The organism is Pseudomonas sp. zfem002, assembly GCF_032621685.1.
Taxonomy (GTDB): Bacteria; Pseudomonadota; Gammaproteobacteria; order Pseudomonadales; family Pseudomonadaceae; genus Aquipseudomonas; species Aquipseudomonas japonica.
Genome location: NZ_JAVYJH010000005.1, coordinates 161236 through 186350, shown reverse-complemented (window position 1 = coordinate 186350; position 25115 = coordinate 161236). Strand labels below are relative to the sequence as shown.

The following is a 25115-nucleotide window of genomic DNA, read 5'->3' as shown; positions in this document are numbered from 1 at the left end:
GAGCCGTGGCGCGACGGGCGATGCCGGGCATCAGCGCTGGCCCAGTACCGGGGTGTTGACCCGCACGTCGGCGTTCTGCCCGCGATGACGCAGCAGGTGATCCATCAGCACGATGGCCATCATGGCCTCGGCGATCGGCGTGGCGCGAATGCCTACGCACGGATCGTGACGGCCCTTGGTGATGACCTCCACCGGGTTGCCCTCCTTGTCGATGGAACGACCCGGGGTAGTGATACTGGAGGTCGGCTTCAGCGCGAGGTGGGCGACGATCGGCTGGCCCGAGGAAATCCCGCCGAGGATGCCGCCGGCGTTGTTGCTGAGGAAGCCTTCCGGGGTCAGTTCGTCGCGGTGCTCGGTGCCACGCTGGGCGACACTGGCGAAACCGGCGCCGATTTCCACGCCCTTGACCGCGTTGATGCTCATCAGCGCGTGGGCCAGTTCGGCGTCCAGGCGGTCGAAGATCGGCTCGCCGAGACCCGGCAGCACCCCTTCGGCGACCACGGTGATCTTCGCCCCGACCGAATCCTGGTCACGGCGCAGCTGGTCCATGTAGGCCTCCAGCTCGGCGACCTTGTCCGGATCCGGGCTGAAGAAGGCGTTCTGCTCCACCGAGTCCCAGGTCTTGAACGGGATCTCGATCGGGCCCAGCTGGCTCATGTAGCCGCGAATGCGGATGCCCTGGGTCGCCAGGTACTTCTTGGCGATGGCGCCGGCAGCCACGCGCATGGCGGTCTCCCGCGCCGAACTGCGGCCGCCGCCGCGGTAGTCGCGCTCACCGTACTTGTGGTGGTAGGTGTAGTCGGCGTGGGCCGGGCGGAACAGGTCCTTGATCGCCGAGTAGTCCTTGGACTTCTGGTCGGTGTTGCGGATCAGCAGGCCGATGGCGCAACCGGTGGTACGACCCTCGAACACGCCGGAGAGGATCTCGACTTCGTCGGCCTCCTGGCGCTGGGTGGTATGGCGGCTGGTGCCGGGCTTGCGCCGGTCCAGGTCGCGCTGCAGGTCCTCCAGGGAAATCTCCAGGCCCGGTGGGCAGCCATCGACAATGGCGACCAACGCCGGACCATGGCTTTCGCCTGCGGTGGTGACAGTGAACAGCTTGCCGTAGGTATTGCCGGACATGCAGGACGCTCCGCGAATTCAGCCTGATTTGGACGAAGCCGCCAGTATACGCAGACGAACCATTCAGTTCATCCCTGATGGCGAACCTTCCGCCGACGCCCGGGTCAAAGCACTGTCTCCCCGCACGTAGCCTGAAGATGTCGCGCCTCGCCGCCCTGCTCCTGCTCCTCGTCTCCTGTTTCGCCCAGGCAGCCTCCCCCAGCGTCCTGCAACGCCCGATCAGCCTCGATACCGGCCAGGGCGTGCTGCATGGCAGCCTGCTGCTGCCGCGCAGCGCGACGCCACCACCGGTGGTGCTGATCATCGCCGGCTCCGGGCCCACCGACCGCGACGGCAACAACCCGGCGGTCGGGCGCATCGACATTCTCAAGCGCCTGGCCCTGCAACTGGCCGCCCAGGGCATCGCCAGCGTGCGCTATGACAAGCGCGGCGTGGCCGCGAGCCTGGCGGCGACCCCGGACGAACGCAATCTCAGCGTCGAGCGCTACGTCGCCGACGCGGTCGCCTGGGGCCGCAAGCTCGACGCCGATCCACGCTTTGGTCCGCTGATTCTGCTCGGTCACAGCGAAGGCGCGCTGATCGCCAGCCTGGCCGCCGAACCGGCGGGCGCCAGCGCAGTGATCGCCCTGGCCGGCAGTGGCCGTCCGGTCGACCAGGTGCTGCGCGAGCAACTCGCCGAGCGCCTGCCGCCCGCCCAGATGGCCCACGCGCAAGTCGCCCTGGACCAGCTCAAGGCCGGTCGCCCGGTCAGCCAGGTGCCGGCCGCCCTCAAGGACATCCTGCGTCCCACTGTGCAGCCCTACCTGATTTCCCTGTTCCGGCAGGACCCGGCGGCGGCCTTCGGCAAATTGCGCATGCCGGCGCTGATCATCCAGGGCCGCAACGACATCCAGGTCAGCCCGGCCGACGCCCAGGCCCTGCATGCGGCGCGGCCCGAGGCGCAGCTGGCGCTGATCGACGGCATGAATCACATGCTGCGCATCAGCCCCGCCGCCCCGGGCAAACAGCGCGACGCCTACACCAACCCGCAACTGCCTCTGGCCAGCGAGCTGGGTGAACGGATCGTCGCTTTTGTGCGCCAGTTGACACCTGCCTGAGCAAATCCCCCCTCCAGTCCTCGCCAGCGCGGCCGATAAACCGATGCAGGCAACGCCATTGCAGGTAGCCTGACGCGCATGAAGAGGACACCCGTGATGACTGATGCACCCTCCCAGGACGCTGCCGAAGCGACCGACGAACCGGTTGCGCCGGAAGCCGCCCCGCTGCCCTGGGCGGACCTGGCCCCGGAACATTTCCAGCTGCTGCGCCTGGCGCCGCTGCCCACCGACCGCAACAGCGGCGCGCGGCCGCTGCGCTTCGTCCAGTACGGCTATGCCGAGCGCCACAGCAAGGAACACAGCCTGCTGCGCATGGACATCCGCCTGCCCGGGCAGAAAACCCGCAAAGAACAGAACACCCTGGATATCCGCGTCGACCACGACAAGCGTCTGGTCAGCATTCATCCGGACAGCGGCCTGCAGATCGAACCGCTGAACCGCGGCATCGGCCGCTTCCTGCTGGCCCAGGCAGTGCTCTGGGCGCAGCGGCGCTGGTCGCACTACCGCCTGGAGGGCGGCGCCCTGGCGAACAAGGACGCCCTTAACGAAGACACCCGCCTGCGTCGCGATCATGTGTTGCGCAGCCATGGCGTGGAAGTGGAGTACGCCGACGCCCAGCACTTGAAGGGGCGCTGGGTGGAAACCCAGGTGGGGCAGCTCAAGGGTGGCTGGAACACCGACAAGCTGCAGCGGGTCGACATCATCGATGCGGCCAACATGCTCCAGCAGGCGGAAACCAAGCTGCACGAGAAAGAAGCGCAACTGCGCGAACGCGACGAGCGGGTCGCCAAGTACAAGCGTGAAGACGGCGGCCTGCGCTTCACCATCACCTGTCTGGTGGCCTTCGCGGTGTTCCAGGCGGGGTTGCTGATCTGGATCGCGACGCACCGCTAAAAAGCCGGGGCTGCTTCGCAGCCCTTCGCGAGCAAGCTCGCTCCCACCGAATTCGCGTAACCCTGTAGGAGCGAGCTTGCTCGCGAAAGGGCTGCAAGGCAGCCCCGACTGCATTCAGACCCGCGAAGCAAACAGCGCCTGATGCTGGCGGCACTGCTCGGCAGTCAGCATGAACACCCCGTGACCGCCACGCTCGAACTCCAGCCAGGCGAAATCCACTTCCGGGTACAGCTGCTCGACATGCACCTGGCTGTTGCCCACCTCGACGATCAGCAGACCTTTCTCGGTCAGGTGATCCGCCGCCTCGGCCAGCATGCGCCGGACCAGGTCCAGGCCATCGTTGCCACAGGCCAGCCCCAGCTCCGGCTCGTGATGGTACTCGGCCGGCATGTCGGCGAAATCCTCGGCATCGACATACGGCGGATTGGACAGGATCAGGTCGAAGCGCTGACCCGGCAACCCCTCGAAACCATCGCCCTGGACGCTGTAGACGCGCTCTTCCAGACCGTGCCGCTCGATATTCTGGTTGGCCACTTCCAGCGCCTCGAACGACAGGTCGGCCAGCACCACTTCCGCCTCGGGGAAGACTTCGGCGCTGACGATACCGATGCAGCCGGAACCGGTGCAGAGATCGAGGATCCGCGCCGGCTCGGCGCCCAGCCAGGGTTCGAAGCGCTTTTCGATCAGTTCGCCGATGGGCGAACGCGGCACCAGCACACGCTCGTCGACGATGAACGACATGCCGCAGAACCACGCCTCGCCCAGCAGGTAGGCGGTGGGCACGCGGTCTTCGATGCGGCGCTTGAGCAGGCGCTGCAGCTTGACCAGTTCGTCGTCTTCCAGGCGGCAGTCGAGGTAGCTGTCGGCCACTTCCCAGGGCAGGTGCACCGCGCCCAGCACCAGCAGGCGGGCCTCGTCCCAGGCGTTGTCGGCGCCATGTCCGAAGAACAGCTCGTGCTCATGGAAACGGCTGACAGCCCAGCGGATATGGTCGCGCAACGTGCGCAGGCGGGAAGTGATCACGGCAGACTCCTAGAAAGACGACCGGCGATTCTACCAGCCCCACGCCGCGAAGGCCGCAACGGTGAATATGAGCGATGCACCATCATGGCTGAAAGCCACTAACTACGCCGCTTGTACGCTAAGCGATTCACATAAGTGTCCAAGCAGGGGAGAATAGGTAAAAAGCCCTACCCGAAGGAGCCCTTGATGTCTGTTCCAACGACGATGTTCCATCTCAGCGGCCGCGGCTATCCGCCCGCGAAACTGAGCAACGCCAGCCTGGTGATTATCGATGCGCAGAAGGAGTACCTGAGCGGTCCCCTGGCGCTGTCGGGCATGGACGAAGCGGTGGCGAACATCGGCAAACTGCTCGACGCGGCACGCAAGGCCGGTCGACCGATCATCCATGTGCGTCACCTCGGCACCGTCGGCGGCCTGTTCGATCCACAGGGTTCGCGCGGCCAGTTCATCCCGGGCCTGGAACCGCAAGGCGACGAGATCATCGTCGAGAAGCGCATGCCCAACGCCTTCAAGAACACCAAGCTGCATGAAACCCTGCAGGAGCTCGGTCATCTCGACCTGATCGTCTGCGGCTTCATGAGCCACTCCAGCGTCAGCACCACCGTGCGCCGCGCCAAGGACTACGGTTATCGCTGCACCCTGGTGGAAGATGCCTGCGCCACCCGCGACCTGCCGTTCAAGGATGGCGTGATTGCCGCCGCGCAGATCCAGCAGAGCGAAATGGCGATCATGGCCGACAACTTCGCCTGCGTGACCCCGACCAACAGCCTGGTCTGAACCGGCGGCGGTCGGAACCACCTCGACGATTTCCGGTCCAATCCCGGATCTGTACAGAGGAGATCGGCATGAAGATATCCGACGGTTTCGACGCCAAACGCCTGCGCCCGCGTCAGCCGGGCGCCTGGGGTGCACGCCTGGCGGCGGTGTTCTCCGCCCTGCTGGCGACCGTCGGCGTGCTGCTGGCCATGGCCGGCGCGGCCAGCCTGCTGGGTCGTCCGGCAGCACTGGGCGAACTCAACGACAATCCCGCCGCAGCCAGCCTGGTCCTGGCTGGCGGATTGCTCGTTCTCTACCTGGGAATCTGGATCTGGCGCCGTCGTCGTCTGCGCCTGCGCCGCAGCCGCGAGCTGAATCTGTCCCCGCATCTGATGAAAAAACACGACTGACTGCGTAGACTCTGCGCGGTTCTGGCGGAGGCTTTACATGCAAGACGACGATTTTTCCCTGTTCCAAAGCGAGATGCGCGGCGTCAAGCCGATCAAGCATGATCGCGCCGACACCGGCAAGGCCAAGGCCGACCGCAAGCAACTGGCCAGCCTGCGCCAGAACGCGACGGTACGCACCGATGAAACCGTGGTCGATGGTCTCTCCGACCAGTTCGTCATCGACGTCGGCCCCGAGGACGACCTGCACTGGGCCCGCGACGGCGTCCAGGAAAGCCAGATGCGCAAGCTCAAGCTCGGCCAGATCGGCTTCGAAGGCAGCCTCGACCTGCACGGCATGACCGTCGAGAAAGCCCGGGAAACCCTGTGGGACTTCCTCGCCGAGGCGACCCGTTTCGAAGTGCGCTGCGTGCGCGTGACCCACGGCAAGGCCGTGCGCCTGGACGGCAAGCGGCCGATGATCAAGAGCCACGTCAACACCTGGCTGCGCCAGCACCCGCAGGTGCTCGGCTTCACCTCCTGCCAGGCCCGTCACGGGGGCACCGGCGCGGTCTATGTGATGCTGCGCCGGACCATGCTCGAAGGCCGCGACGAGTAACGCCGCACTTGCGGTGCCGTCACAGCCGCCGTACCCTTCGCGTTTGCGAAATACACCACAGGTAGATCCATGTCCCTGGAACAGCATTACACCGCGATCCTTGGCCAACTCGGCGAGGATGTCTCCCGCGAAGGCCTGCTCGACACGCCGAAACGGGCCGCGAAGGCCATGCAGTACCTTTGCCGCGGTTACAACCAAACCCTGGAAGAAGTCACCAACGGCGCACTGTTCAGCTCCGACAACAGCGAAATGGTCCTGGTCAGGGACATCGAGCTGTATTCGCTGTGCGAACACCACCTGCTGCCGTTCATCGGCAAGGCGCATGTCGCCTATATCCCGAGTGGCAAGGTGCTGGGCCTGTCCAAAGTGGCACGGATCGTCGACATGTATGCCCGTCGCCTGCAGATCCAGGAAAACCTCAGCCGCGAAATCGCCGAGGCGGTACAGCAGGTCACCGGCGCCGTGGGCGTGGCGGTGGTCATCGAGGCCAAGCACATGTGCATGATGATGCGCGGCGTGGAGAAGCAGAACTCGTCCATGATCACCTCGGTGATGCTTGGCGAATTCCGCGAGAACGCGGCGACCCGCAGCGAGTTTCTCAGCCTGATCAAGTGATCGGGCGTGTCATCCGGGCCGACCTTTGCAGGTCGGCCTTTTCTTTTGAGGAGTTGCCATGATCGTCAAAGCCCTGCGCGTCGGCCTCGGCCAGTTGATCGTCTTTCTCGACTGGGTCAGCCGTCCGGCCAAGCTCAAACGTGATCCCGCCGCCCAGGCCGCTGTCGAGCAGCAGGCCCGCGGACTGAGCCTGTACCAGTTCCACGCCTGCCCGTTCTGCGTCAAGACGCGCCGCGCCCTGCACCGCCTGAACGTGCCGGTAGCCCTGCGCGATGCGAAGAACAACGAACAGGATCGCCAGACCCTGCTCAACGAAGGCGGCAGGATCAAGGTGCCGTGCCTGCGTATCGAAGAAAACGGCAAGACCACCTGGATGTACGAGTCCAAGGCGATCATCGCCTACCTGGACCAGCGCTTCTCGGCGGTGTGATCCACGGGCCTGCTTTGCAGGCAAGCCAGGCGCCAATCGTAGGCGCGTGGCCTGCCCGCGAAGGACCGCAAAGCGGTCCTAATCCCCCTCAATCCACCATCGCCACATGCCGCGGATGCTGCGCCACCCGTGCCAGCCACTCGCGCACCTTCGGATACCCACTCAGATCGAAACCGCCCTCATGGGCCACATGGGTGTAGGCATACAGCGCCACATCGGCGATCGAATAGCGCTCCCCCACCAGATACGGCGTCACTTCCAACTGCCGTTCCATGACCTTGAGTGCCTTGTTCCCGCCCTTGTGCAGCTTGCGGTATTCGTCCATGCGCTGCTCCGGCAAACCCAGGTAGAACTGGATGAAACGCGCCACCGCGATATACGGCTCATGGCTGTACTGCTCGAAGAACTGCCACTGCAGAACCTGGGTGCGCAAGCGCGGCTCGCTGGGCAGAAACTCGCTGCCCTCGGCGAGGAAGTTGAGGATCGCATTCGACTCCCAAAGGCAGGAGCCATCCTCCAGTTGCAGCACCGGCACCTTGCCGTTGGGGTTCATCGCCAGGAACTCCGGCGTCTCCGTCTCGCCCTTGAGAATGTCCACCGGCTGCCAGTCATAGGGCAGATCGAGCAGATGCAGCATCAGCTTGATCTTGTAACAGTTTCCCGACTGGTAATCCCCATAGACCTTGTACATCGACCCCTCCCCATTTGCGCAAAACCCACGCGATGACTGTACGGTTAAATGCAACGATTGCTGTACCGCACCCGCTACCCCATCGCACGGTAGTCTGAAAAAACTGCTTACATCGAACAATAAGGAAATATCCATGCCCGACGCCACCTCCGCGCACTTGCGGCCGCTGGCCGACACCTCTCCCTCGGCGGTGGTCGCCGGCTTCATTGCCATGCTCACCGGATACACCAGCTCCCTGGTCCTTATGTTCCAGGCCGGCCAGGCGGCGGGGCTGAGCAACGCGCAGATTTCCTCGTGGATCTGGGCCCTCTCCATCGGCATGGCAGTGTGCAGCATCGGTCTGTCGTTGCGCTACCGCACCCCGGTGACCGTGGCCTGGTCGACCCCCGGCGCGGCCCTGCTGATCACCAGCCTCGGCGGAGTGACCTATGGCGAGGCCATCGGTGCCTATATCACCTGCGCCATGCTGGTGGTGATCTGCGGCCTGACCGGCAGCTTCGAACGCCTGGTACGACGCATCCCGGCATCCCTGGCCTCGGCCCTGCTGGCGGGGATTCTGTTCAAGATCGGCAGCGAAATCTTCGTTGCCGCGCAGCACCGCACCACCCTGGTCCTGGGCATGTTCTTCAGCTATCTGCTGATCAAGCGGGTGTCGCCGCGCTACTCGGTGCTGGCAGCGCTGGTAGTGGGTACGGCGCTGTCCGCCGTCCTCGGCCTGCTGGATTTCAGCGGCTTCAAGCTGGAAGTGGCGACCCCGGTGTGGACCACGCCGAGCTTCTCCCTGGCCGCGACCATCAGCATCGGCATCCCGCTGTTCGTGGTCGCGATGACCTCGCAGAACATGCCGGGCGTTGCCGTCCTGCGCGCCGACGGCTACCAGGTGCCGGCCTCGCCGCTGATCTCGGTGACCGGCATCGCCTCGCTGCTGCTGGCCCCCTTCGGCTCCCACGGGATCAACCTGGCAGCGATCAGCGCGGCGATCTGCACCGGCCCGCATGCCCACGAAGACCCCAGCAAGCGCTACACCGCGGCGGTCTGGTGCGGGATCTTCTACGGTATCGCCGGCACGTTCGGCGCGACCCTGGCGGCGCTGTTCGCCGCACTGCCGAAGGAACTGGTGCTGTCCATCGCCGCCCTGGCCCTGTTCGGTTCGATCATGAACGGCCTCAGCGTGGCGATGAACGAAGCCAGGGAGCGCGAGGCGGCGCTGATCACCTTCATGGTCACCGCCTCCGGCTTCACTCTGTTCTCCATCGGCTCGGCTTTCTGGGGCATCGTCGCCGGGGTCCTGACCCTGCTCATCCTGAACTGGCGCAAGACCGCCTGACAGGCATTTCCGGACTCAGATCCGGAAATGCCCGACCATCCCCTTCAACTCCGCCCCCAGCTGCGCCAGCTCGATACTCGAGCTGGCGTTGCCGCGCATGGCCATCGCCGACTGATCGGCACTGCTGCGGATCTGCGTGACGCTGCGACTGATCTCTTCCGCCACGGAACTCTGCTGCTCCGCTGCCGCGGCGATCTGCTGGTTCATCTGCTGGATCAGCGACACCGCGCTGGCGATGCTGCCCAGGGCGCTTTCGGTCTGCAGGGCATCGGCCACCGCCAGCTTGACCAGTTCGCCGCTGTCCTGGATCTGCGCCACCGAGGCCTGGGCATTGCTGCGCAGGCTGCTGACCAGGCGCTCGATCTCGCCGGTGGACTGCTGGGTACGCTGGGCCAGCGCGCGCACTTCGTCCGCCACCACGGCGAAGCCACGGCCCTGCTCCCCGGCGCGGGCAGCTTCGATGGCCGCGTTGAGGGCCAGCAGATTGGTCTGCTCGGCAACGCTCTTGATCACTTCCAGCACCGAACCGATGTGCTGGATCTCGGCGCTGAGGCTCTCGATGCTGTGACTGGCGGAGTCCGCGGCGCTGGCCAGGCGCTCGATGCGCTGCATGCTCTGGCGCACTACCTGCTGGCCGCTTTCCACCTTGTCGTCCGCCGATTGCGCAGCCTGCGCCGCCTCCTCGGCATCGCGGGCGACACTGTGCACCGTGGCGGTCATCTGCTGCATGGCGGTGGCGACCTGGTCGGTTTCGTCCTTCTGGCTGCTGACCTCGCGGTTGGTCTGCTCGGTCACCGCCGACAGGGTGTGGGCGCTACTGGCCAGCTTGTCGATACCCGACTGCAGGCCACTGACGATACCGCTCAGGCCGCTGCCCATCTGCTGCATCGCCAGCAGCAACTGGCCAACTTCGTCGCCGCGGTCCACGGCGATCTCGCCGCGCAGGTCGCCGGCGGCGATTTCCTGGGCACGGACGATAACCCGGCGCAGCGGCAGGACAATCGCCCGGGTGATCAGCACCGCCGCCACCACACCTACCAGCAATGCCGCCAGTGACGAGACCAGGATCAACAGCGCATTGCGCTGGAGTTCGGCCTGCATCTGCGCATCGATTTGCGCGTTGATCTGCTCGACCCGCGCCGTCACCTGCTCGGCACGCTCCTGCAATTGCTTGCGCAACTGCTCTTCGCGGGCCAGCAGATCGGTATATTCGCCGAGTTTTTCGCCGAAACTGGCGATGTGCGTGACCACTTCACCCAACACGCTCTGATAACCGGGGTCCTGCACCGTGCCCTTGAGCTGGTCGGCCAGCTGCGCCGCCTGCTCGGCCTGCTCGATACGGCCCTGGCGCACGTCCTCGGCGCCCTTGCGGTTCTGCTCCAGGCGCACCCGCGCTTCATCCATGGCCTGCAGCATCAGCCGCGCGACCTGGGCCACCTGGCCGGCCTGCTCGACGAACTCGGCGCCCTTCTGGCCCTGGGAGTCCTTCAGGGTCCAGGTCCCGTCGTCGGCCAGCCCGGCCTGCAGGACGTCGAGGTTGTTGGCAACGCTGGACACCGACCAGCTGGCCATGTCCAGCGCCAGCTCCTTGGCCTGGGTCAGTTCGACGAATTGATCGAAGGCCTGGCGATAGGCACCCAGTGCGCTGCCGACGTCACTAGCGCCAAGCTCCGGCAACTCCGCGGCCCGACTGGCGAGCGCCTCGACACCCTTGCGCAGCGCCTCGGCCTCCTTGGGATCGGAGCGCTGGGCGTAGCGCTGCTCGTGCAGACGCAGCGCCAGCACGCCATTGTTGAATTCGGTGATCTGCTTGAGCCCGTCGAACCGCTGGCCCAGCGCGTTCAGCGCGGCAATCCCGATCGCCGCCACCACTGCCGTCAGCAGCAGTACCAGTGTGAATCCCAGCCCCAGCTTGCGGGCCATGCCCAGGTTGGCGAAACCGCCATTCGCGCCCGACTTCATTGTTCGCCGCCCTCTCGTGCTGCCCTTGGAAAACGTGCCGCATATCCAAGGTTGCAGAGTGGCAACCGCGCTGGTGAGTGCACAAGACACCCGTGTCGCAATAATGGCAAAAAGCTAGGAAGCCGTCGTTTTCAGGATGCTGGAGGTCGCCGCAACGTTATCTGCCCGACCGCCTGGAAAAACGCCTGGGCACGCACGTCCCTGGCGTAGGCAACGTTGATGCGCAGCCAGTCGCTGTCCCGTCCCTGCGGGTCGAACGCCGAGCCCGGGGAAAGGAGTACACCCTCGGCCTGGGCGATCTGCTGCAGACAGGAAAAATCCGCGCCCGGATAACGGGTCCAGACGAACATGCCGCCGTAGGGTTCGGCGAACACCTCCCAGCCATTGGCTTCGAGCAGGCGCAAGGCACTGGCCATGTGCTCGGCCAGACGCAGGCGCAGGCGCTGCACGCTCTTGCGGTACACCCCGCTGCCGAGCAACTGCGCCACCACCTGCTCGGCGAAACGCGAGGCACCGATGCCCGTGACCATCTTCACCTCGGCCAGACGCGCGATCAGTGCGGCATCCGCCACCAGGTAGCCGACCCGCAGGGAACTGCTCAGGGTCTTGGAGAAACTCGCCAGATAGATCACCCGCTGCTGGCTGTCCAGCGTGGTCAGGCGGGTGGCAGGGCCTTCCTGGAAGTCGGCGTAGATATCGTCCTCGATGATCCGCAGGTCGAATTCGCCGGCGAGCTCCAGCAAGCGCTGGGCACTGCGCGGGCTCAGGCTGGTGCCGGTGGGGTTCTGGTACAGGCTGTTGACGAACAGGTAGCGCGGTCGGTGTTCGACCAGCAGCGCATGGAGGATGTCGAGGTCCGGGCCGTCCACCGTGCGCGGCACTTCGAGCATCTGCACGCCGTGCAGGCGTAGCAGATTGTAGAGGTTGTAATAGCCGGGGCTCTCCACCAGCACCTTGTCACCGGGCTTGAGCAAGGTACGCACCAGCAGGTCGAGGGCATGACTGGCGCCCTGGGTAGCGAGAATCTGTTCCGGCTGGACCGGGATGCCGAGCAAGGCCAGACGCTTGCGTACCTGTTGGCGCAATACCGTCAGCCCCAGTGGCGGGCCGTAGCCGAAAAGATCCTGCTCGGCACCGCGACTGATCTGACGAATCGCCAGGGCAATTTCCTCGCTCTGCCGCCAGTTGCCCGGCAACCAGCCGCAACCGAGGCGCAGCAGGTCTTCCTGGTCATCACTGAACAGCCGCCAGCGACCTTCGGCGCCCTCGCCCCAGGCCGGTTCCTCGGCGAACGGCGCCTGCCCCTTGCGTTCAGCGACGAAAAAACCGACACCATGACGCGCCTCCAGCCAGCCCAGCGAGACCAGCCGATCATAGGCTTCGATCACGCAGGACTGACTGACGCCCTGTTCGCGCACCAGATCGCGGATCGACGGCAAGCGGGTACCGGGACGCAGGCGCTGGGTGGCGATCCAGTCGCGCAGACGCTCGGTCAGTTGTTGCACCAGGGGCGTGGCCAGTTGTCGATCGAGGTTGAGTTTCATGGCGAAGTGTTTGCTCATTTTGGCCAAACAGTTAATCACAAATGCCCGTGGGCTGTGCCTTTTCCGTGCCCCACCCCCTCGGGACAATCGCCTGGTCATTCAAGGAGAGTCTCATGATCAGCCGCCATGCCCCCACCACACTGGCCTTTGCCCTGTGCCTGGTGACCTTCGCCGTCAACCTCCAGGCGCCGCTCTATACCGCCTACGCGGCACTCTCCGGCCAGGGCGCGGCGGCGACGGCGGTGGCCTTTTCCGGCTATGTGCTCGGGGTGCTGCCGGTGTTGCTGCTGCTGGGCGGGCTGGCCGACCGGGTCGGACACAAGCGCCTGATCCTCGCCGCGCTGTGCCTGTCGATGGCGGCGACCGTGCTGATGCTGCTCGCTCCGGGACTGACCAGCCTCGCCTTCGCCCGAACGCTGCTGGGCATCGGCACGGCACTGGCTTCCGCCACCGGCACTGCGTACATGAGCGTGTTGATGCACGAGGGTGACAGTCGTGCCGCGGCAAACCGGGTCACCGCCAGTACGTCGCTGGGCTTCGGCCTGGGCGCCGCGATCACCAGCCTGTTCCTGCTCTGGGGACCGAGCCTGGTGCCAGGCAGCTTCCCCCTGCATCTGGCGCTGGCCTTCGTCGCCCTGCTGGCGGTGCTGCGCCTGCCCGATCCAGCACCGCGCCGGGCCACGCCGCTGCTGCGCCTGCCCTGCTATCCGCAAGGCAGCCTGCCCTACGGCCTGGCGATCCTGCTGGCCTGGGCCTGCGTCGGCCTGGTGATCGCCTTGATGCCGTCGATCCTGGCCCAGCATCACCTGGCGAACTGGTCGGGGCTGTCGACCTTCTGTGTGATCAGTTGCGGACTGCTGTTCCAGCCTCTGGCACGGCGCATGGCATCGGCGCGCTCGACCCTGCTGGGCCTGCTGGTATTGCCGTGCAGTTACGCCCTGCTGGCCTGGGGCGCGCACAGCGGGGTGCTGGCAGCCGTGCTGCTGGGCGCGATCGGCGCCAGCAGCGCTTGCTACGGATTCATTTACCTGGGCGGGTTGTCAGCGGTGAATACCTTGGCCGGCGCGGAAAAGACCCGCGCCAGCGCCGGATTCTTCCTGCTGGCGTATCTGGGCTTCAGCCTGCCGGTGATCTTCACCGGCCTGCTCGCCGACCGTTTCGGCACGGGCACCGCCCTGGCCCTGTTCGGTGCCCTGCTGCTGCTCGGCTGCCTGGCAGTCGCCGGCGCGTTGCTGCGCTCCAGCCGCAACGCCGCGATCCAGGCCCTGCTCGACCTCAGATAGCGGTAGCGCCACCGTCGACGGCCAAGGCCTGGCCAGTGGTGAACGCTGCGCCATCGCTGCACAGGTAGAGCACGGCGGCGGCGATTTCCTCGACCTTGCCGATGCGCCCCACCGGGTGCATCGCCGCGGCGAATTCGGCCTTGCGCGGATCGGCCTCGTAGGCCCGGCGGAACATGTCGGTGTCGATCACCGCCGGGCAGACAGCGTTGACCCGGATCTGTTTCTTCGCGTACTCGATGGCGGCCGACTTGGTCAGACCGATCACCGCATGCTTGGAAGCCGCGTAGATACTCATCTTCGGCGCCGCGCCCAGACCGGCCACCGAAGCGGTGCTGACGATCGCCCCGCCGCCCTGGGCCAGCATCAGCGGCAACTGGTACTTCATGCACAGCCACACGCCCTTGACGTTGACACCCATGATCGCGTCGAACTCGCTTTCGCTGCCTTCGGCCAGACGACCCTGTTCGATCTCGATACCGGCATTGTTGAAGGCGTAATCCAGGCGTCCGTAGGCTTCGACGGTGCGTGCCATCAACTGCTGCACGTCCGCATCCCGGGTCACGTTGCAGGGCACGAAGATCGCCTCGCCGCCCGCCGCACGGATCGACTCCACCGTGGCTTCGCCACCGGCAACATCGAGGTCGGCCACCACCACTTTCAAGCCTTCTGCGGCGAACGCCTCGGCCGTGGCCCGACCAATACCCGCGGCGGCACCGGTGACCAGGGCAACCTGGCCGCTGAATTTCATGCTCATCGATAACTCCTGCAACAAGGGGAGGACAGTGGCGAGAGTCTAGTCAGGCGGTGCGGCGTCTGGGCAGCATCATCAGGAGGCCGGTTGGCGCATTATGCGAAGTGATGATTATCCCCACGACGCTTCATAACCCGGCCGCATGCCTGGATATTCGCCGTGACCGCCGAGCTTGCCGAGGACGCCATCAGGGTCTATCACATTGCTTTTGCCCAACCTTTGCGAGGCTCCCATGACTGCCCAGACCAATCGCCGCTTCCTGCTCGCCAAACGCCCGGTGGGCGCTGTGACCCGGGACGACTTCCGTTTCGAACAGTCGCCGTTGGGCGAACCCGCTGACGGCCAGGTGCTGGTGAAGAACCTGTACCTGTCCCTCGACCCGGCGATGCGTGGCTGGATGAATGAGGGCAAGTCGTACATTCCCCCCGTCGGCCTGGGCGAAGTGATGCGTGCCCTGGGGGTCGGTGAGGTAGTCGCCTCGCGCAATCCGAAGTTCGCCGTCGGCGACCACGTCAATGGCGCCCTCGGCGTGCAGGACTACTTCCTTGGTGAGCCCCAGGGCTTCTACAAGGTCGATCCACGGCTGGTGCCGCTGCCTCGCTATCTCTCGGCGCTGGGCATGACCGGCATGACCGCCTATTTCGCCCTGCTCGACGTCGGCCAGCCGAAAGCTGGCGACACCGTGGTGATTTCCGGGGCCGCCGGCGCGGTGGGCAGCATCGCCGGGCAGATTGCCAGGATCAAAGGTTGCCGCGTGGTGGGTATCGCCGGCGGCACGGAGAAATGCCAGTACCTGAAGGACGAACTGGGCTTCGACGGCACCATCGACTACAAGGCCGAGGACGTCCTGGAAGGTCTCAAGCGCGAATGCCCGAAAGGCGTGGACGTGTATTTCGACAACGTCGGCGGCGACATCCTCGATGCCGTGCTCAGCCGCCTCAACTTCAAGGCTCGCGTGGTCATCTGTGGCGCCATCAGCCAGTACAACAACAAGCAGGCGGTGAAAGGCCCGGCCAACTACCTGGCACTGCTGGTCAATCGTGCGCGGATGGAGGGTTTCGTGGTCATGGACTACGTCTCGCAATACGCCGCGGCAGGCCAGGAAATCGCCGGCTGGCTGGCCAGCGGCCAGTTGAAGAGCAAGGAAGACGTGGTCGAAGGCCTGGAGACCTTCCCCGAGACGCTGTTGAAGCTGTTCAGCGGGGAGAACTTCGGCAAGCTGGTGCTGAAGGTATGAAGGTTTGCGACAGCCCACGGTCGCCGGAGAGTGAAGCTCCCGGCACGCCCTGATGTATGTAATCCGCACTGACAACAGAAGACTCGACAATCAGCAACATTGGGCTATCATTCCGGCTCCCTGGCGGGGCCGGTCTCGGCTCGCCCACTAATAATGATTGACCGCCAATAGGTGGATAACCGAGATTTTCATGAGCGACAGGATCATATTCGCAAATACTTTGCGTGGCTTTGCTGCCGTCTCTGTACTCCTGTCGCACTTCGCCGGCATTTTCTGGGTGATGAACCCGGTGATATGCGACCTGCTGGGCGTCCGCAAACTGACGCAACTGCCAGAGATACCCGCTATCCTGCAATTCTTCGCCGATCACTGCATCATTCTCGGCCAATTTGGTGTCGGTATTTTCTTCATCGTCAGCGGTCTGGTGATCCCGTTCTCCCTGAAGAACAGCAGCAAGAAGAGCTTTCTCTACCGGCGCGCTTTCCGGATATATCCGGTTTATATCGCCGGCTTCTCCTTTGCCATGATCATGTTGTACGCCCTGGCCACCTACAAGCAAAGCAACTGGCAGTTTTCCTTGTTTGACATCCTCGCCCACTTTGGCGTCATTACTCGCGCCCCTCTCGGGGTATCCCGAATCGACGGCATCAGCTGGACCCTGGAAGTTGAAATATATTTCTATCTGGTTCTATGTGTACTGGGTGTTCGGGCGATGCAATTCGACTTCAAGCGCTACATCATCGCTGCCTTGGTGATTGCAGTCCTCGCCGCGCTGACGTTCAAATTCAAAAGTTATCTTATCGGTGTGCAGATGGCATCGGGTCTCATGCTGCTGCTGGGCATGAGTTACTACTCGCTGCTGAACAGCAAGCTCAGCACACGCCAGTTCTGGATACTTCAAGTATTGGTGAGTGTGCTGATTCCGATCTTGTGGCTGCTGGTAGCCACACGTGCTGAATATACCTACCAGTGGATGTCCGGCTATCTGGCAGCCATTGCAATCTTCCACCTCTGCTATCTGTCGAGAAACAGCTTCACGGACAACCGGCTGCTTTCCCATTTCGCCGATATCAGTTATCCGCTGTATGTCGTTCACGCCCTGTTTGGCTATGCCGTCATGTATGTTCTGGTGGAAAAGGGGGCGGGCCCGATAACCGCCATCGCCGTGGCGATGCTGGCCTCCTATCTGGCAGCGCTGGGTATTCACCTTGTGATCGAGAAACCATCACTGCGCTGGAGCAAGCTCGGACGTCCACAACCGGTCGCTACCTGACCCCCGGATGCAGCCCCTGCCCGTTGCCGGACAAGGGGGAGGTATTCAAGCCTGGATTTGTGCCACCACGGCCGCCAACGCTTGCGACGGATCGGCGGCTTGGCTAATCGGACGCCCGATGACCAGATAATCCGAACCTGCGTCCAATGCCTCACGCGGTGTCAGGATGCGTCGCTGGTCGTCCTGACGGCTTCCCGCCGGTCGAATGCCGGGAGTCACCAGTTTCAATGAAGGATGCGCCACCTTCAGCGCCGAGGCCTCCAGGGCAGAGCACACCAGACCGTCCATGCCAGCCTTTTCGGCAAGTGCAGCCAGGCGCAGAACCTGCTCCTGCGGCTCGATATCCAACCCGATACCTGCAAGATCCTCGCGCTCCATGCTGGTCAGTACCGTTACACCGATCAGCAGGGGCTGCGGGCCGCTGCGCTTGTCCAATTCCTCGCGACAGGCAGCCATCATGCGCAAGCCACCGGAGCAATGCACATTGACCATCCATACTCCCATCTCAGCAGCTGCCTTCACGGCCATGGCAGTGGTGTTGGGAATATCGTGGAATTTCAGGTCGAGAAACACCTCGAAGCCCTTGTCGCAGAGGGTTTCGACGATGCCCGACGCACTGCTGGTAAACAGCTCCTTGCCTACTTTGACCCGGCACAGAGCTGGATCAAGCTGGTCGGCCAAGCGCAGCGCAGCTTCACGGGTAGGAAAGTCCAGGGCGACAATCAGGGGCGTCTGGCAGGTCATGGTCTGTCTCGTGGCAATTCGAAAATGGCGCGCATTGTAAACGATGTGATCGGCAGAGGTAGCCGAAAAAGTTGAACGGCCATGCCCGGCACTATGCCTGGAAAGGAACCGAAAGAGCGGAAGAAAATCCAACGAAGACAAACGGCGCCAATGCCGTTTATGGGAGAGCAAGATGCCGTGGTATGCCTGGTTAATTCTGATCGTGGCCCTCGGGTCAATCATTGGCGGACTGATGCTGCTGCGCGACACCGCCAAGAAGCTGCCGCTGACCGAGGAACAACTGCGCAAGGTCCATGAGAGAAATGCCGAAATGGACGCTAAGGAGAGGGAGGACCGTTGACTTTCATCGACTAGACGGCCGATCTACATGGGTAGATCGGCCGATCTCTTTACTACCTTGAACGCTATTCCACTGTCAGCCTTTCTCGATTTCGATCCAGTAACGTCTTGCCGATACCTTTGATTTCGAGCAGTTCATCGACTGAAGCGAACGGCCCGTTGGCCTCGCGATAAGCAACGATGGCTTCCGCCTTGGTCCTACCGATTCCGCTCAGCCCTGCCTGAAGACCGATGGCATCAGCCTCGTTCAGGTTCAACTTGACCGGAGCCACCTGCACGCTTTGGCCATGCGTTCCGTCAGCTACGGCTACCGAATGGGAGGGCGCTGCAGGCAGGGTCATGGGCAACGCGGCAAAGAGAGCCGCCAGACAGCAGGAAAGGACAGTTTTTCGCATGGTTCATCACTCCTGTGACTTGATTGGCAAGGCAGCGTTTCCTTGAGCTGCGAGAGGAAGGTTAGAAGCAATTGGAGTGAGATAAAAGGCGATTGAATCGTCAATTCAATACCAAAAAAGTCAGGCCGGCAGCCTTCGGCACATCGCACAAGCGCGATGCATCACATGCTCCCAGCATGCTGGAAACATGTGATCTTCAACACCTGAGATATCCGATCAGTGCTCCAGTCGATACTCGCGACCTGCCTCAAGCAATCCCTGGCGAACACTCACAGGCGGCGTCCACTGCAACAGCCTCTTGCACTTTGACGAATCCACCTGCAGAGAGCCGCACAACTGGATATACAGATTCTTCTTTCCTGCTGCCGCAGCCAAGCCACCCAGCACCGCGGATGGAACGGGCAGCAGCACCTGCTTCTTGCCCATGCCCTCAGCGAGCAGACGCAGCATCTGCGCAGTGGAAACATCCTCGTCGTCACTGATCAGGAACAGCTCGTTCGCCGCGGCCGGATGACCTGCGCAAGTGATGATGAAGTCGGTAAGATTCTCCAGGGCCACAAGGCTTCTCTGGTTTTTCACCATGCCAAACGGCATTGGCAGACCGGAGGCAACGAGCTTCAAAAGCCGTCGGAAGTTGCCGGGGGCATGAGCGGCATAGACCAGTGGCGGCCTGATGATCACCAACTCCATGCTGCTACCGGACATCAATTGCTTCAGCGCCTCTTCAGCCTCGTACTTCGATGTTGCGTAGTCGGCATGGGGTGCCGGAACAGAAGACTCCGAGAACGGAACGGCATCGGTGACATTGCCATTGACGCCGATGGAGCTGATGAAGACGAAGCGCTTCACTCCCTTTTCGATGGCACTTCTGGCAAGCGCCAGAGCGGCCTCGACATTGGTACGCCTGAACGCCGAGAGCGGATCGGAATTGGTGTCGTTCAGGATATGCGCACGCGCTGCCAGATGTATAACGACATCGACACCGTCCAGGGCAATGGACCAGTCCGTATCCGGTCCCATGTCACCGATCGCGAAATAGGAGCCGGCAGAAGGCTCCTCTGCCGGCAGTGAGCGCACTGCCCCCGTTACCGTGATCGAGGCATCGGCCTGCAACCGTTCGAACACCGCGCGCCCCACAAACCCCTTCGCCCCGGTTACCAATACGCGCATATTTTCTCCTGAACCGGCTGCGAGCAGCGCATGCGGCGGCAGCCAGGTTTCTTGATCGTCAAAAAGCAAAATCGTCAGTTCATTGCATGAACTGACGATCGAACACTACCTGGCAGTTATCGGGTTGAACCGTACGATAACTTCACGGTTCGCAGCAGCGTTGCTGATGAATCCAGTCGACGATATCGCCTTCCGGCGCATAGCCGCTGACCGTTTCACGAAGCAATTGACGGACCCGGTTATAGTCGTCATTGGAAATGGCCACGAGCAATGCAGACAGCTTCTCTTTCAATACATCCCACGGCAGGTAATCTTCCGAGGCGCTCATGATCATCGGGTGTCGGGTGGCGGCGACATTGTCACCGATCAACAGCTCTTCATAGAGCTTCTCTCCAGGCCGGAGTCCGCTGAACACAATGGCGATATCACCATGTGGATTACGCTCGGAACGGACACTCAGACCGGAAAGATGAATCATTTTCTCGGCGAGTTCGACGATTTTCACTGGCGCCCCCATATCGAGAACGAATACGTCGCCCCCCTGCCCCATCGAGCCCGCCTGAATGACCAACTGCGCCGCTTCCGGGATGGTCATGAAATAGCGGGTGATATTCGGATGGGTCACGGTCAACGGCCCGCCCGACTTGATCTGCTTGTAGAAAAGCGGAATGACCGAGCCGGACGATCCCAGTACATTGCCGAAACGCACCATGGTGAAACGGGTCTTGTTTACCTGGGAAACGTTGCTCTGATCGGCGAACAGCACAGGAGCCAATTCACGGCTCAGCGCCTGCAACGTCATTTCGGCCAGACGCTTGGTACTGCCCATGACGTTGGTCGGGCGGACTGCCTTGTCGGTCGAGATCAGTACGAAATTGGCCACGCCCGCCTGCAGCGCTGCCTGAGCCGTGTAAAGGGTACCGATGACATTGTTCAGCACCCCTTCGGCGATATTGTGCTCGACCATCGGAACATGCTTGTAAGCAGCAGCGTGATAAACCGTATCGACGCTCCAGGTTTTCATGATGTCCAGCAACTGCGACTGATTGCGCACCGAGCCCAGAATCGGGATCAGGCGCACCGGCAGCGACTCGCGAGAGACCCGTTGCTCCAGTTCGGAAAGAATGGAGTACAGGTTGAACTCGCTATGTTCGAACAGAAGCAGGGTTCTGGGCCCTTGACTCAGGATCTGCCGGCATAGTTCGGAACCGATGGAACCACCGGCGCCGGTCACCAGGACAGATTGCGCAGCAATGCAACGTTCGAGGAGGTCCTCTTGGGCAGGAACGGCGTCACGCCCCAGGAGATCCGCAATGTCCACTTCCTGGATATCGTCCACCTTGACCCGACCACTCGCCAGATCCATGAATCCCGGAACACTGCGCACATGCAATGGGAAACCTTCGAGAAAGCCGAGGATCTCGCGACGCCGACCGCGCGAGGCGGACGGAACGGCCAGCAGTATCTCCTGTGCCCCCGTCATGTCGATCATCCGCTGAATATGGCGGGGCTTGTAGACCTGAAGTCCCGAGATAACGCGGTTGGATATGCTGCTGTCATCATCAATGAACGCGACAGGGCGCATCACCTTGCCCAGACGCAACGCTGCGACCAATTGATTGCCAGCAGCGCCCGCACCGTAGATCGCTACCTTGGGCAAGCCGTCGTCGCGCGTGGTGAACGGCACATGCTGTACCGCCGTGTACCAGTCACCGAGGAAGTACTGGCGCATGGCCAGACGTAGCCCGCCCACCATGATCAGGCTCAACCACCAGAAGTTGAAGATGATCGAGCGCGGAACGATATTCTGGTGCCCGCTGTACCAGTACACGACTACACCGAGAATCAACGACGCCAGGGAAACGGCCTTGATGATGGTGATCAAGGCGTCATTACCGAAATAACGCATGACGGCGCGGTACATACCGAACCGGATGAACAGGGGAATGGATATGACAGGAGCGACAAGGAACAACCAGAAGTGATCCATTATAGGATTGGCCAGATCGTCTATTCCAAGACGAACCACGAAGGCCAACCACAGGGCAACCCAGACCAAAATGACGTCCGTCACTACCTGCACCAACCGCTTCTGGCGCCGAGGCAACCCAAGCAGCGATGCCCGTACCCCATCCAAAACCCTATCGAACACCTGCACCGCTCCCATGTTGAATCTCTTTTACACCGGACATCGCTCGATGCTCCGTAGTCATCCCACTGACCAGTTTATTCGATGCTGCCCGCTTTATAGTAAAGCGCCAGACCTAGTAACGGTGCGTATGCAACCAGCAACGCCAGAAAACCATCGATATTCAACAGCATGACGCACAAGGCTACAGGTAACAACCAGAAAAGATTCACAGCAGCTACCCCCAGAGTCACCGGCAAATGCTTGCCGTAACGCCTCGAGGCAAACTGATAACCATGACTGCGGTGAGCCTCATAGACCTTGTCTCCCCGCGCCAGACGCCGAATGAGCGTGAACGTCGCATCGACGATGAACACGCCGAGGAGAATCAACCAGCACCAGAGCAGCTGAGAAGAAGCCCAGGCCGCCTGCAAGGACAGAACGCCCAGAATGATACCCAGGAATCCGCTACCCGCGTCCCCCATGAAAATACGCGCGGGAGGGAAGTTCCAGAACAGGAATCCCGCTACCGCCGCCGCGAGAACCAGGGGTAGAACGATCAGGTTGGCGAAACCGGTCAGCCAGTAGAGCAGGCATGCTCCCAGACAGGCGCAGATGGCCTCGATGCTGGCAAGGCCATCGATGCCATCCATGAAGTTGTAGAGATTCAGCATCCATACGAGATAAACCGCTGCAAGCACGCTACCGACCAGACCAAGGTCGATAGGCCAGCCAAACACGTGCAGTGGCGCCAGGCCATCGATCCAGAACAGTGCCCAGGCGGCAGCCGCAAAGTGGCCCAGCAGACGCCAGCGAGCAGCGATATGGCCATGATCGTCCATGAAACCGATGACCGCGACAAGACCACCCGCCCCTACCAGGGCCAATACCACCGAAGCGTCGATCAGGCCCAGCAGACCAAGGAAGCTGGCTGCAATAATGAATGCGAGAACAATGGCAACGCCTCCGCCCCGGGGAGTCGGAACCACATGCGAACTTCGTGCATTCGGGATATCAATGATGCTCTTTGCCAATGCATAACGTCGCAGTGCACCTGTCAACAGCACTGATACGAGCACCACCAGCGGAGCCAGCCACCATAGAGTCATTTTCTTGATTCTTCCTGATAATAACGAACGGCTGCTTCCAGCGCGTCATCGACACCCACAACGGGTGTCCACCCCAATAAAGTCCGCGTCTTCGATATATCAACCTGAAGCGATCCAAACAGACGCTTCGCGATGCTGGACCGCCCTAACATGCCCAACAACCACTTCAGCCAGCCCTCACCAAAAGGAACAAGAAGCACCGGCCTGTTCAGTGCGCGCGCCATTCGTCGCAACAGCATGGGTGTAGACAAATCTTCATCATCACTGACCAGAAACACCTGGTTTTCGGCAGCTGGATGGTCAGCGCATGTGACTATCAGACTGACAAGATTGTCGATGGCAACCAGGCTGCGCGAGTTTGCAATCGATGCAAATGGCAAAGGAATCCCACGATCGAGCCACTTCATCATCGAGAGGAAATTTCCTTTTACCCCTGGCCCGTAAACCATCACCGGGCGGATGATAACGACCTCGATGGAAGACTGCACAGCCAGTTCCAGCAATGCCTGTTCAGCTTCCAGTTTCGCAATACCGAATGCACCAACAGGGGCAGGAACATCATCAGTTCGATAAGGTTTTCCCGGAGTGGTGCCTTCGCCATTGACCTTGATCGAACTAATGAAGATAAAGCGCCTTACACCTGCTGACACAGCCTGGCGGGCCAGGTGAATGGTTCCCTCGACATTGCTCTTTCTATATTCATCCAGCAGATCGGCCTGCACGTCATCCATCACATGTGCCCGAGAAGCACAATGAATGACCACATCCACACCTTTCAGATGACTCTGCCAATCCGTTTTTGCGTCGAGAGGGTCACCCTTTATGACACAACCGGCCCCGATGGATGACAGGGCCTGGGTACGGGAGACTGCGGTTACGACAAATGAATCCATGCCCGCTAACGTCTTGTATACCGCACCACCTATGAAACCGCTTGCCCCCGTCAGAAAAACAGAACACGTCATGAGACCTCTTTCTTGCGCAAGGTCGCCGTGCGCATCAGAGACTCAAGCGTGATCATGAGCTTGTCCCTGGCGAAATGATCCTCATAGTACTGCCTTCCGGCACGCCCCATTGCTTCACGCTGTTCAGTTGTCATCAAAGCCATGGAACGCACGATCTGGGCGAGAGCAGCAGCGTCACCGGACGGACATGCAAGACCGGCTCCGGATTCATTGATGACCTTTGCCGCCTCTCCGTCCACCGCTCCAAGCACCGGACGCCCCGATGCAAGATAGGTCTGCACCTTCCCGGGAATGGTCTTGGCGATGATCTCGTTGGCCTTTAGAGACACGAGCAGTGCATCAGCCTGGGCGAAAAGTCCCGGCATGGCTTCCAACGGGTGCCTGCCCAGCAGATGAACGTCTTTCAGACCGCGGGCCACTACCTGCTCCGCAATCCACTCGCCCATTCGACCGTCCCCGACGATAATCCAGCGAACCGCGATATCGCCCGAGAGCGACTCCGCGGCATCGAGGATTGCTGGAAACCCCTGGGTTTCCCCCAGGTTCCCGGCGTAGACAATCGTGAATACACCTGGCTGGTTCTGGATCAGGTTCGACTGCGTCTGGTCCACCGATGAAAAGTTATCTTCTGCCCAACTTGGAAAATACACCAACCGATCTACTGGCATCGGTTTCGTGCAGTACTTCCTCACATCCTCCAGGAAAGCCCGCGATTGAACCAGAAGATAGTCGGTACGGTTATAGATCCACGAAACCATCTTCCCAACCATCGCCAGCAAACGAGGGTTCTTTACAACACCCACGAAATTCAATGACTCCGGCCACAAATCCAGGACCCAGACAAAGACCGGGGTGCGCTTCAAACGCCCCAGGACGATCGCAGGAATCGCCGCCATGATGGGCGAGACGGCATTCATGAAAATCGCATCGTACTTCCGTCCCCTGAGCTTATAGGCACCCAGGGTGGAAGCACTGATAAAGAAAGAAAGGTAGTTCAGCGCCAAGCCAAGCTTGCGGCTGCCCCGAGAAACAAGCGGCACACGCACTATTTCAGCACCGTGGTAGGACTGAAAAAGCTCTGGTTCCTTGCGATAGCTTTCGAACACTTCGCCTTCAGGGTAATTTGGCAGACCGGTCAAAACCGTCACCTCATGACCCTGCTCAGCAAAATAGCGGACCATATCATTGATCCGCATATTTTCTGGCCAGAAATACTGCGTAACGAGAAGAACTCTCAATTTTTTCTCGGTCATTC

At 61.9% G+C, this 25115-nt stretch carries 25 protein-coding genes and 1 pseudogene; 12 read left to right on the top strand and 14 right to left on the bottom strand.

Going from position 1 to position 25115, the window contains the following annotated elements:
- Window positions 1–30: 30 nt before the first annotated feature.
- On the bottom strand, window positions 31–1122 hold the full coding sequence (gene aroC / locus RTI28_RS09610) for a chorismate synthase (protein ID WP_316920232.1): 1092 nt from the start codon (window positions 1120–1122) through the stop codon (window positions 31–33).
- A gap of 137 nt (window positions 1123–1259) precedes the next feature.
- On the opposite strand from aroC, the gene RTI28_RS09605 reads away from it, so the two are divergent.
- Together RTI28_RS09605 and RTI28_RS09600 are read left to right on the top strand one after the other, a co-directional pair.
- Entirely contained in the window at window positions 1260–2219 is a 960-nt protein-coding gene (locus RTI28_RS09605) for an alpha/beta hydrolase (RefSeq protein WP_316920231.1), read from the top strand.
- A 96-nt stretch (window positions 2220–2315) separates the two neighbouring features.
- Window positions 2316–3113, top strand: a complete 798-nt coding sequence (locus tag RTI28_RS09600) for a hypothetical protein (RefSeq protein ID WP_316920230.1) — start codon at window positions 2316–2318, stop codon at window positions 3111–3113.
- A gap of 114 nt (window positions 3114–3227) precedes the next feature.
- On the opposite strand, the gene prmB is transcribed toward RTI28_RS09600, so the two are convergent.
- Window positions 3228–4136 (bottom strand): 50S ribosomal protein L3 N(5)-glutamine methyltransferase, encoded by a 909-nt coding sequence (gene prmB, locus RTI28_RS09595; protein ID WP_316920229.1) that lies wholly within the window; start codon window positions 4134–4136, stop codon window positions 3228–3230.
- 186 nt (window positions 4137–4322) lie between these two features.
- On the opposite strand from prmB, the gene RTI28_RS09590 reads away from it, so the two are divergent.
- The 5 genes from RTI28_RS09590 to RTI28_RS09570 all read left to right on the top strand — a co-directional run bounded on the left by RTI28_RS09590 (window position 4323) and on the right by RTI28_RS09570 (window position 6942).
- Window positions 4323–4913 (top strand): cysteine hydrolase family protein, encoded by a 591-nt coding sequence (locus RTI28_RS09590; RefSeq protein ID WP_042122438.1) that lies wholly within the window; start codon window positions 4323–4325, stop codon window positions 4911–4913.
- A gap of 68 nt (window positions 4914–4981) precedes the next feature.
- Window positions 4982–5302, top strand: a complete 321-nt coding sequence (locus tag RTI28_RS09585) for a hypothetical protein (RefSeq protein ID WP_316920228.1) — start codon at window positions 4982–4984, stop codon at window positions 5300–5302.
- A gap of 37 nt (window positions 5303–5339) precedes the next feature.
- The gene (locus RTI28_RS09580; RefSeq protein ID WP_316920227.1) at window positions 5340–5897 is read left to right on the top strand and encodes a Smr/MutS family protein; all 558 of its coding nucleotides are present in this window, start codon (window positions 5340–5342) and stop codon (window positions 5895–5897) included.
- A gap of 69 nt (window positions 5898–5966) precedes the next feature.
- On the top strand, window positions 5967–6512 hold the full coding sequence (gene folE, locus RTI28_RS09575) for a GTP cyclohydrolase I FolE (protein WP_042122441.1): 546 nt from the start codon (window positions 5967–5969) through the stop codon (window positions 6510–6512).
- A 58-nt stretch (window positions 6513–6570) separates the two neighbouring features.
- Complete coding sequence (locus RTI28_RS09570; RefSeq protein ID WP_316920226.1) at window positions 6571–6942, top strand: glutathione S-transferase N-terminal domain-containing protein; 372 nt, start codon at window positions 6571–6573, stop codon at window positions 6940–6942.
- An 88-nt stretch (window positions 6943–7030) separates the two neighbouring features.
- Here RTI28_RS09570 and RTI28_RS09565 read toward each other — a convergent pair whose 3' ends face one another.
- Window positions 7031–7633, bottom strand: coding sequence for a glutathione S-transferase family protein (locus RTI28_RS09565; RefSeq protein ID WP_316920225.1), 603 nt, complete (start codon window positions 7631–7633; stop codon window positions 7031–7033).
- A 133-nt stretch (window positions 7634–7766) separates the two neighbouring features.
- On the opposite strand from RTI28_RS09565, the gene RTI28_RS09560 reads away from it, so the two are divergent.
- The gene (locus tag RTI28_RS09560; protein ID WP_316920224.1) at window positions 7767–8960 is read left to right on the top strand and encodes a benzoate/H(+) symporter BenE family transporter; all 1194 of its coding nucleotides are present in this window, start codon (window positions 7767–7769) and stop codon (window positions 8958–8960) included.
- A 15-nt stretch (window positions 8961–8975) separates the two neighbouring features.
- On the opposite strand, the gene RTI28_RS30305 is transcribed toward RTI28_RS09560, so the two are convergent.
- The 3 genes and pseudogenes from RTI28_RS30305 to RTI28_RS09550 all read right to left on the bottom strand — a co-directional run bounded on the left by RTI28_RS30305 (window position 8976) and on the right by RTI28_RS09550 (window position 12466).
- On the bottom strand, window positions 8976–9680 hold the full coding sequence (locus tag RTI28_RS30305; protein WP_401252230.1) for a methyl-accepting chemotaxis protein: 705 nt from the start codon (window positions 9678–9680) through the stop codon (window positions 8976–8978).
- 207 nt (window positions 9681–9887) lie between these two features.
- Window positions 9888–10061 (bottom strand): annotated as a pseudogene (locus RTI28_RS30300) (methyl-accepting chemotaxis protein); the annotation flags it as partial.
- Window positions 10062–11053: 992 nt separating this feature from the next.
- Complete coding sequence (locus RTI28_RS09550) at window positions 11054–12466, bottom strand: PLP-dependent aminotransferase family protein (RefSeq protein ID WP_316920277.1); 1413 nt, start codon at window positions 12464–12466, stop codon at window positions 11054–11056.
- Between the two features lie 113 nt (window positions 12467–12579).
- On the opposite strand from RTI28_RS09550, the gene RTI28_RS09545 reads away from it, so the two are divergent.
- Window positions 12580–13749 (top strand): MFS transporter, encoded by a 1170-nt coding sequence (locus RTI28_RS09545; protein WP_316920222.1) that lies wholly within the window; start codon window positions 12580–12582, stop codon window positions 13747–13749.
- Here the strand turns inward: RTI28_RS09545 and RTI28_RS09540 are convergent.
- Window positions 13742–14503 carry an SDR family oxidoreductase gene (locus RTI28_RS09540; RefSeq protein ID WP_316920221.1) on the bottom strand — a complete coding sequence of 254 codons (762 nt, stop codon included), beginning with the start codon at window positions 14501–14503 and terminating at the stop codon, window positions 13742–13744. The two genes, RTI28_RS09545 and RTI28_RS09540, sit on opposite strands and share 8 nt — an antisense overlap.
- 229 nt (window positions 14504–14732) lie before the next feature.
- Here RTI28_RS09540 and RTI28_RS09535 point away from each other — a divergent pair, with 229 nt between their 5' ends.
- Complete coding sequence (locus RTI28_RS09535) at window positions 14733–15737, top strand: NADP-dependent oxidoreductase (protein WP_316920220.1); 1005 nt, start codon at window positions 14733–14735, stop codon at window positions 15735–15737.
- Window positions 15738–15927: 190 nt separating this feature from the next.
- The gene (locus RTI28_RS09530) at window positions 15928–17010 is read left to right on the top strand and encodes an acyltransferase (protein WP_316920219.1); all 1083 of its coding nucleotides are present in this window, start codon (window positions 15928–15930) and stop codon (window positions 17008–17010) included.
- A gap of 45 nt (window positions 17011–17055) precedes the next feature.
- Here RTI28_RS09530 and pyrF read toward each other — a convergent pair whose 3' ends face one another.
- Complete coding sequence (gene pyrF / locus RTI28_RS09525; protein WP_316920218.1) at window positions 17056–17754, bottom strand: orotidine-5'-phosphate decarboxylase; 699 nt, start codon at window positions 17752–17754, stop codon at window positions 17056–17058.
- 172 nt (window positions 17755–17926) lie between these two features.
- Here pyrF and RTI28_RS09520 point away from each other — a divergent pair, with 172 nt between their 5' ends.
- A complete protein-coding gene (locus RTI28_RS09520; RefSeq protein ID WP_316920217.1) occupies window positions 17927–18094 on the top strand; it encodes a DUF2897 family protein in 168 nt (55 codons plus the stop codon).
- Window positions 18095–18158: 64 nt separating this feature from the next.
- Here the strand turns inward: RTI28_RS09520 and RTI28_RS09515 are convergent, their stop codons facing one another.
- From RTI28_RS09515 to RTI28_RS09490, 6 genes are all read right to left on the bottom strand, one after another.
- Complete coding sequence (locus tag RTI28_RS09515; protein ID WP_316920216.1) at window positions 18159–18488, bottom strand: helix-hairpin-helix domain-containing protein; 330 nt, start codon at window positions 18486–18488, stop codon at window positions 18159–18161.
- A 216-nt stretch (window positions 18489–18704) separates the two neighbouring features.
- Window positions 18705–19727, bottom strand: coding sequence for an NAD-dependent epimerase/dehydratase family protein (locus RTI28_RS09510; protein ID WP_316920215.1), 1023 nt, complete (start codon window positions 19725–19727; stop codon window positions 18705–18707).
- 73 nt (window positions 19728–19800) lie between these two features.
- Entirely contained in the window at window positions 19801–21825 is a 2025-nt protein-coding gene (locus RTI28_RS09505; RefSeq protein ID WP_316920214.1) for a nucleoside-diphosphate sugar epimerase/dehydratase, read from the bottom strand.
- Window positions 21826–21884: 59 nt separating this feature from the next.
- Window positions 21885–22895: a glycosyltransferase family 4 protein gene (locus tag RTI28_RS09500; RefSeq protein ID WP_316920213.1), complete on the bottom strand. Its 1011-nt coding sequence runs from the start codon at window positions 22893–22895 to the stop codon at window positions 21885–21887.
- Window positions 22892–23860, bottom strand: a complete 969-nt coding sequence (locus RTI28_RS09495) for an SDR family oxidoreductase (protein WP_316920212.1) — start codon at window positions 23858–23860, stop codon at window positions 22892–22894. The genes RTI28_RS09500 and RTI28_RS09495 overlap by 4 nt, the downstream gene beginning before the upstream one ends.
- A complete protein-coding gene (locus RTI28_RS09490; RefSeq protein WP_316920211.1) occupies window positions 23857–25113 on the bottom strand; it encodes a glycosyltransferase family 4 protein in 1257 nt (418 codons plus the stop codon). Before RTI28_RS09490 ends, RTI28_RS09495 begins: the two co-directional genes overlap by 4 nt.
- Between the last annotated feature and the right edge of the window lie 2 nt (window positions 25114–25115).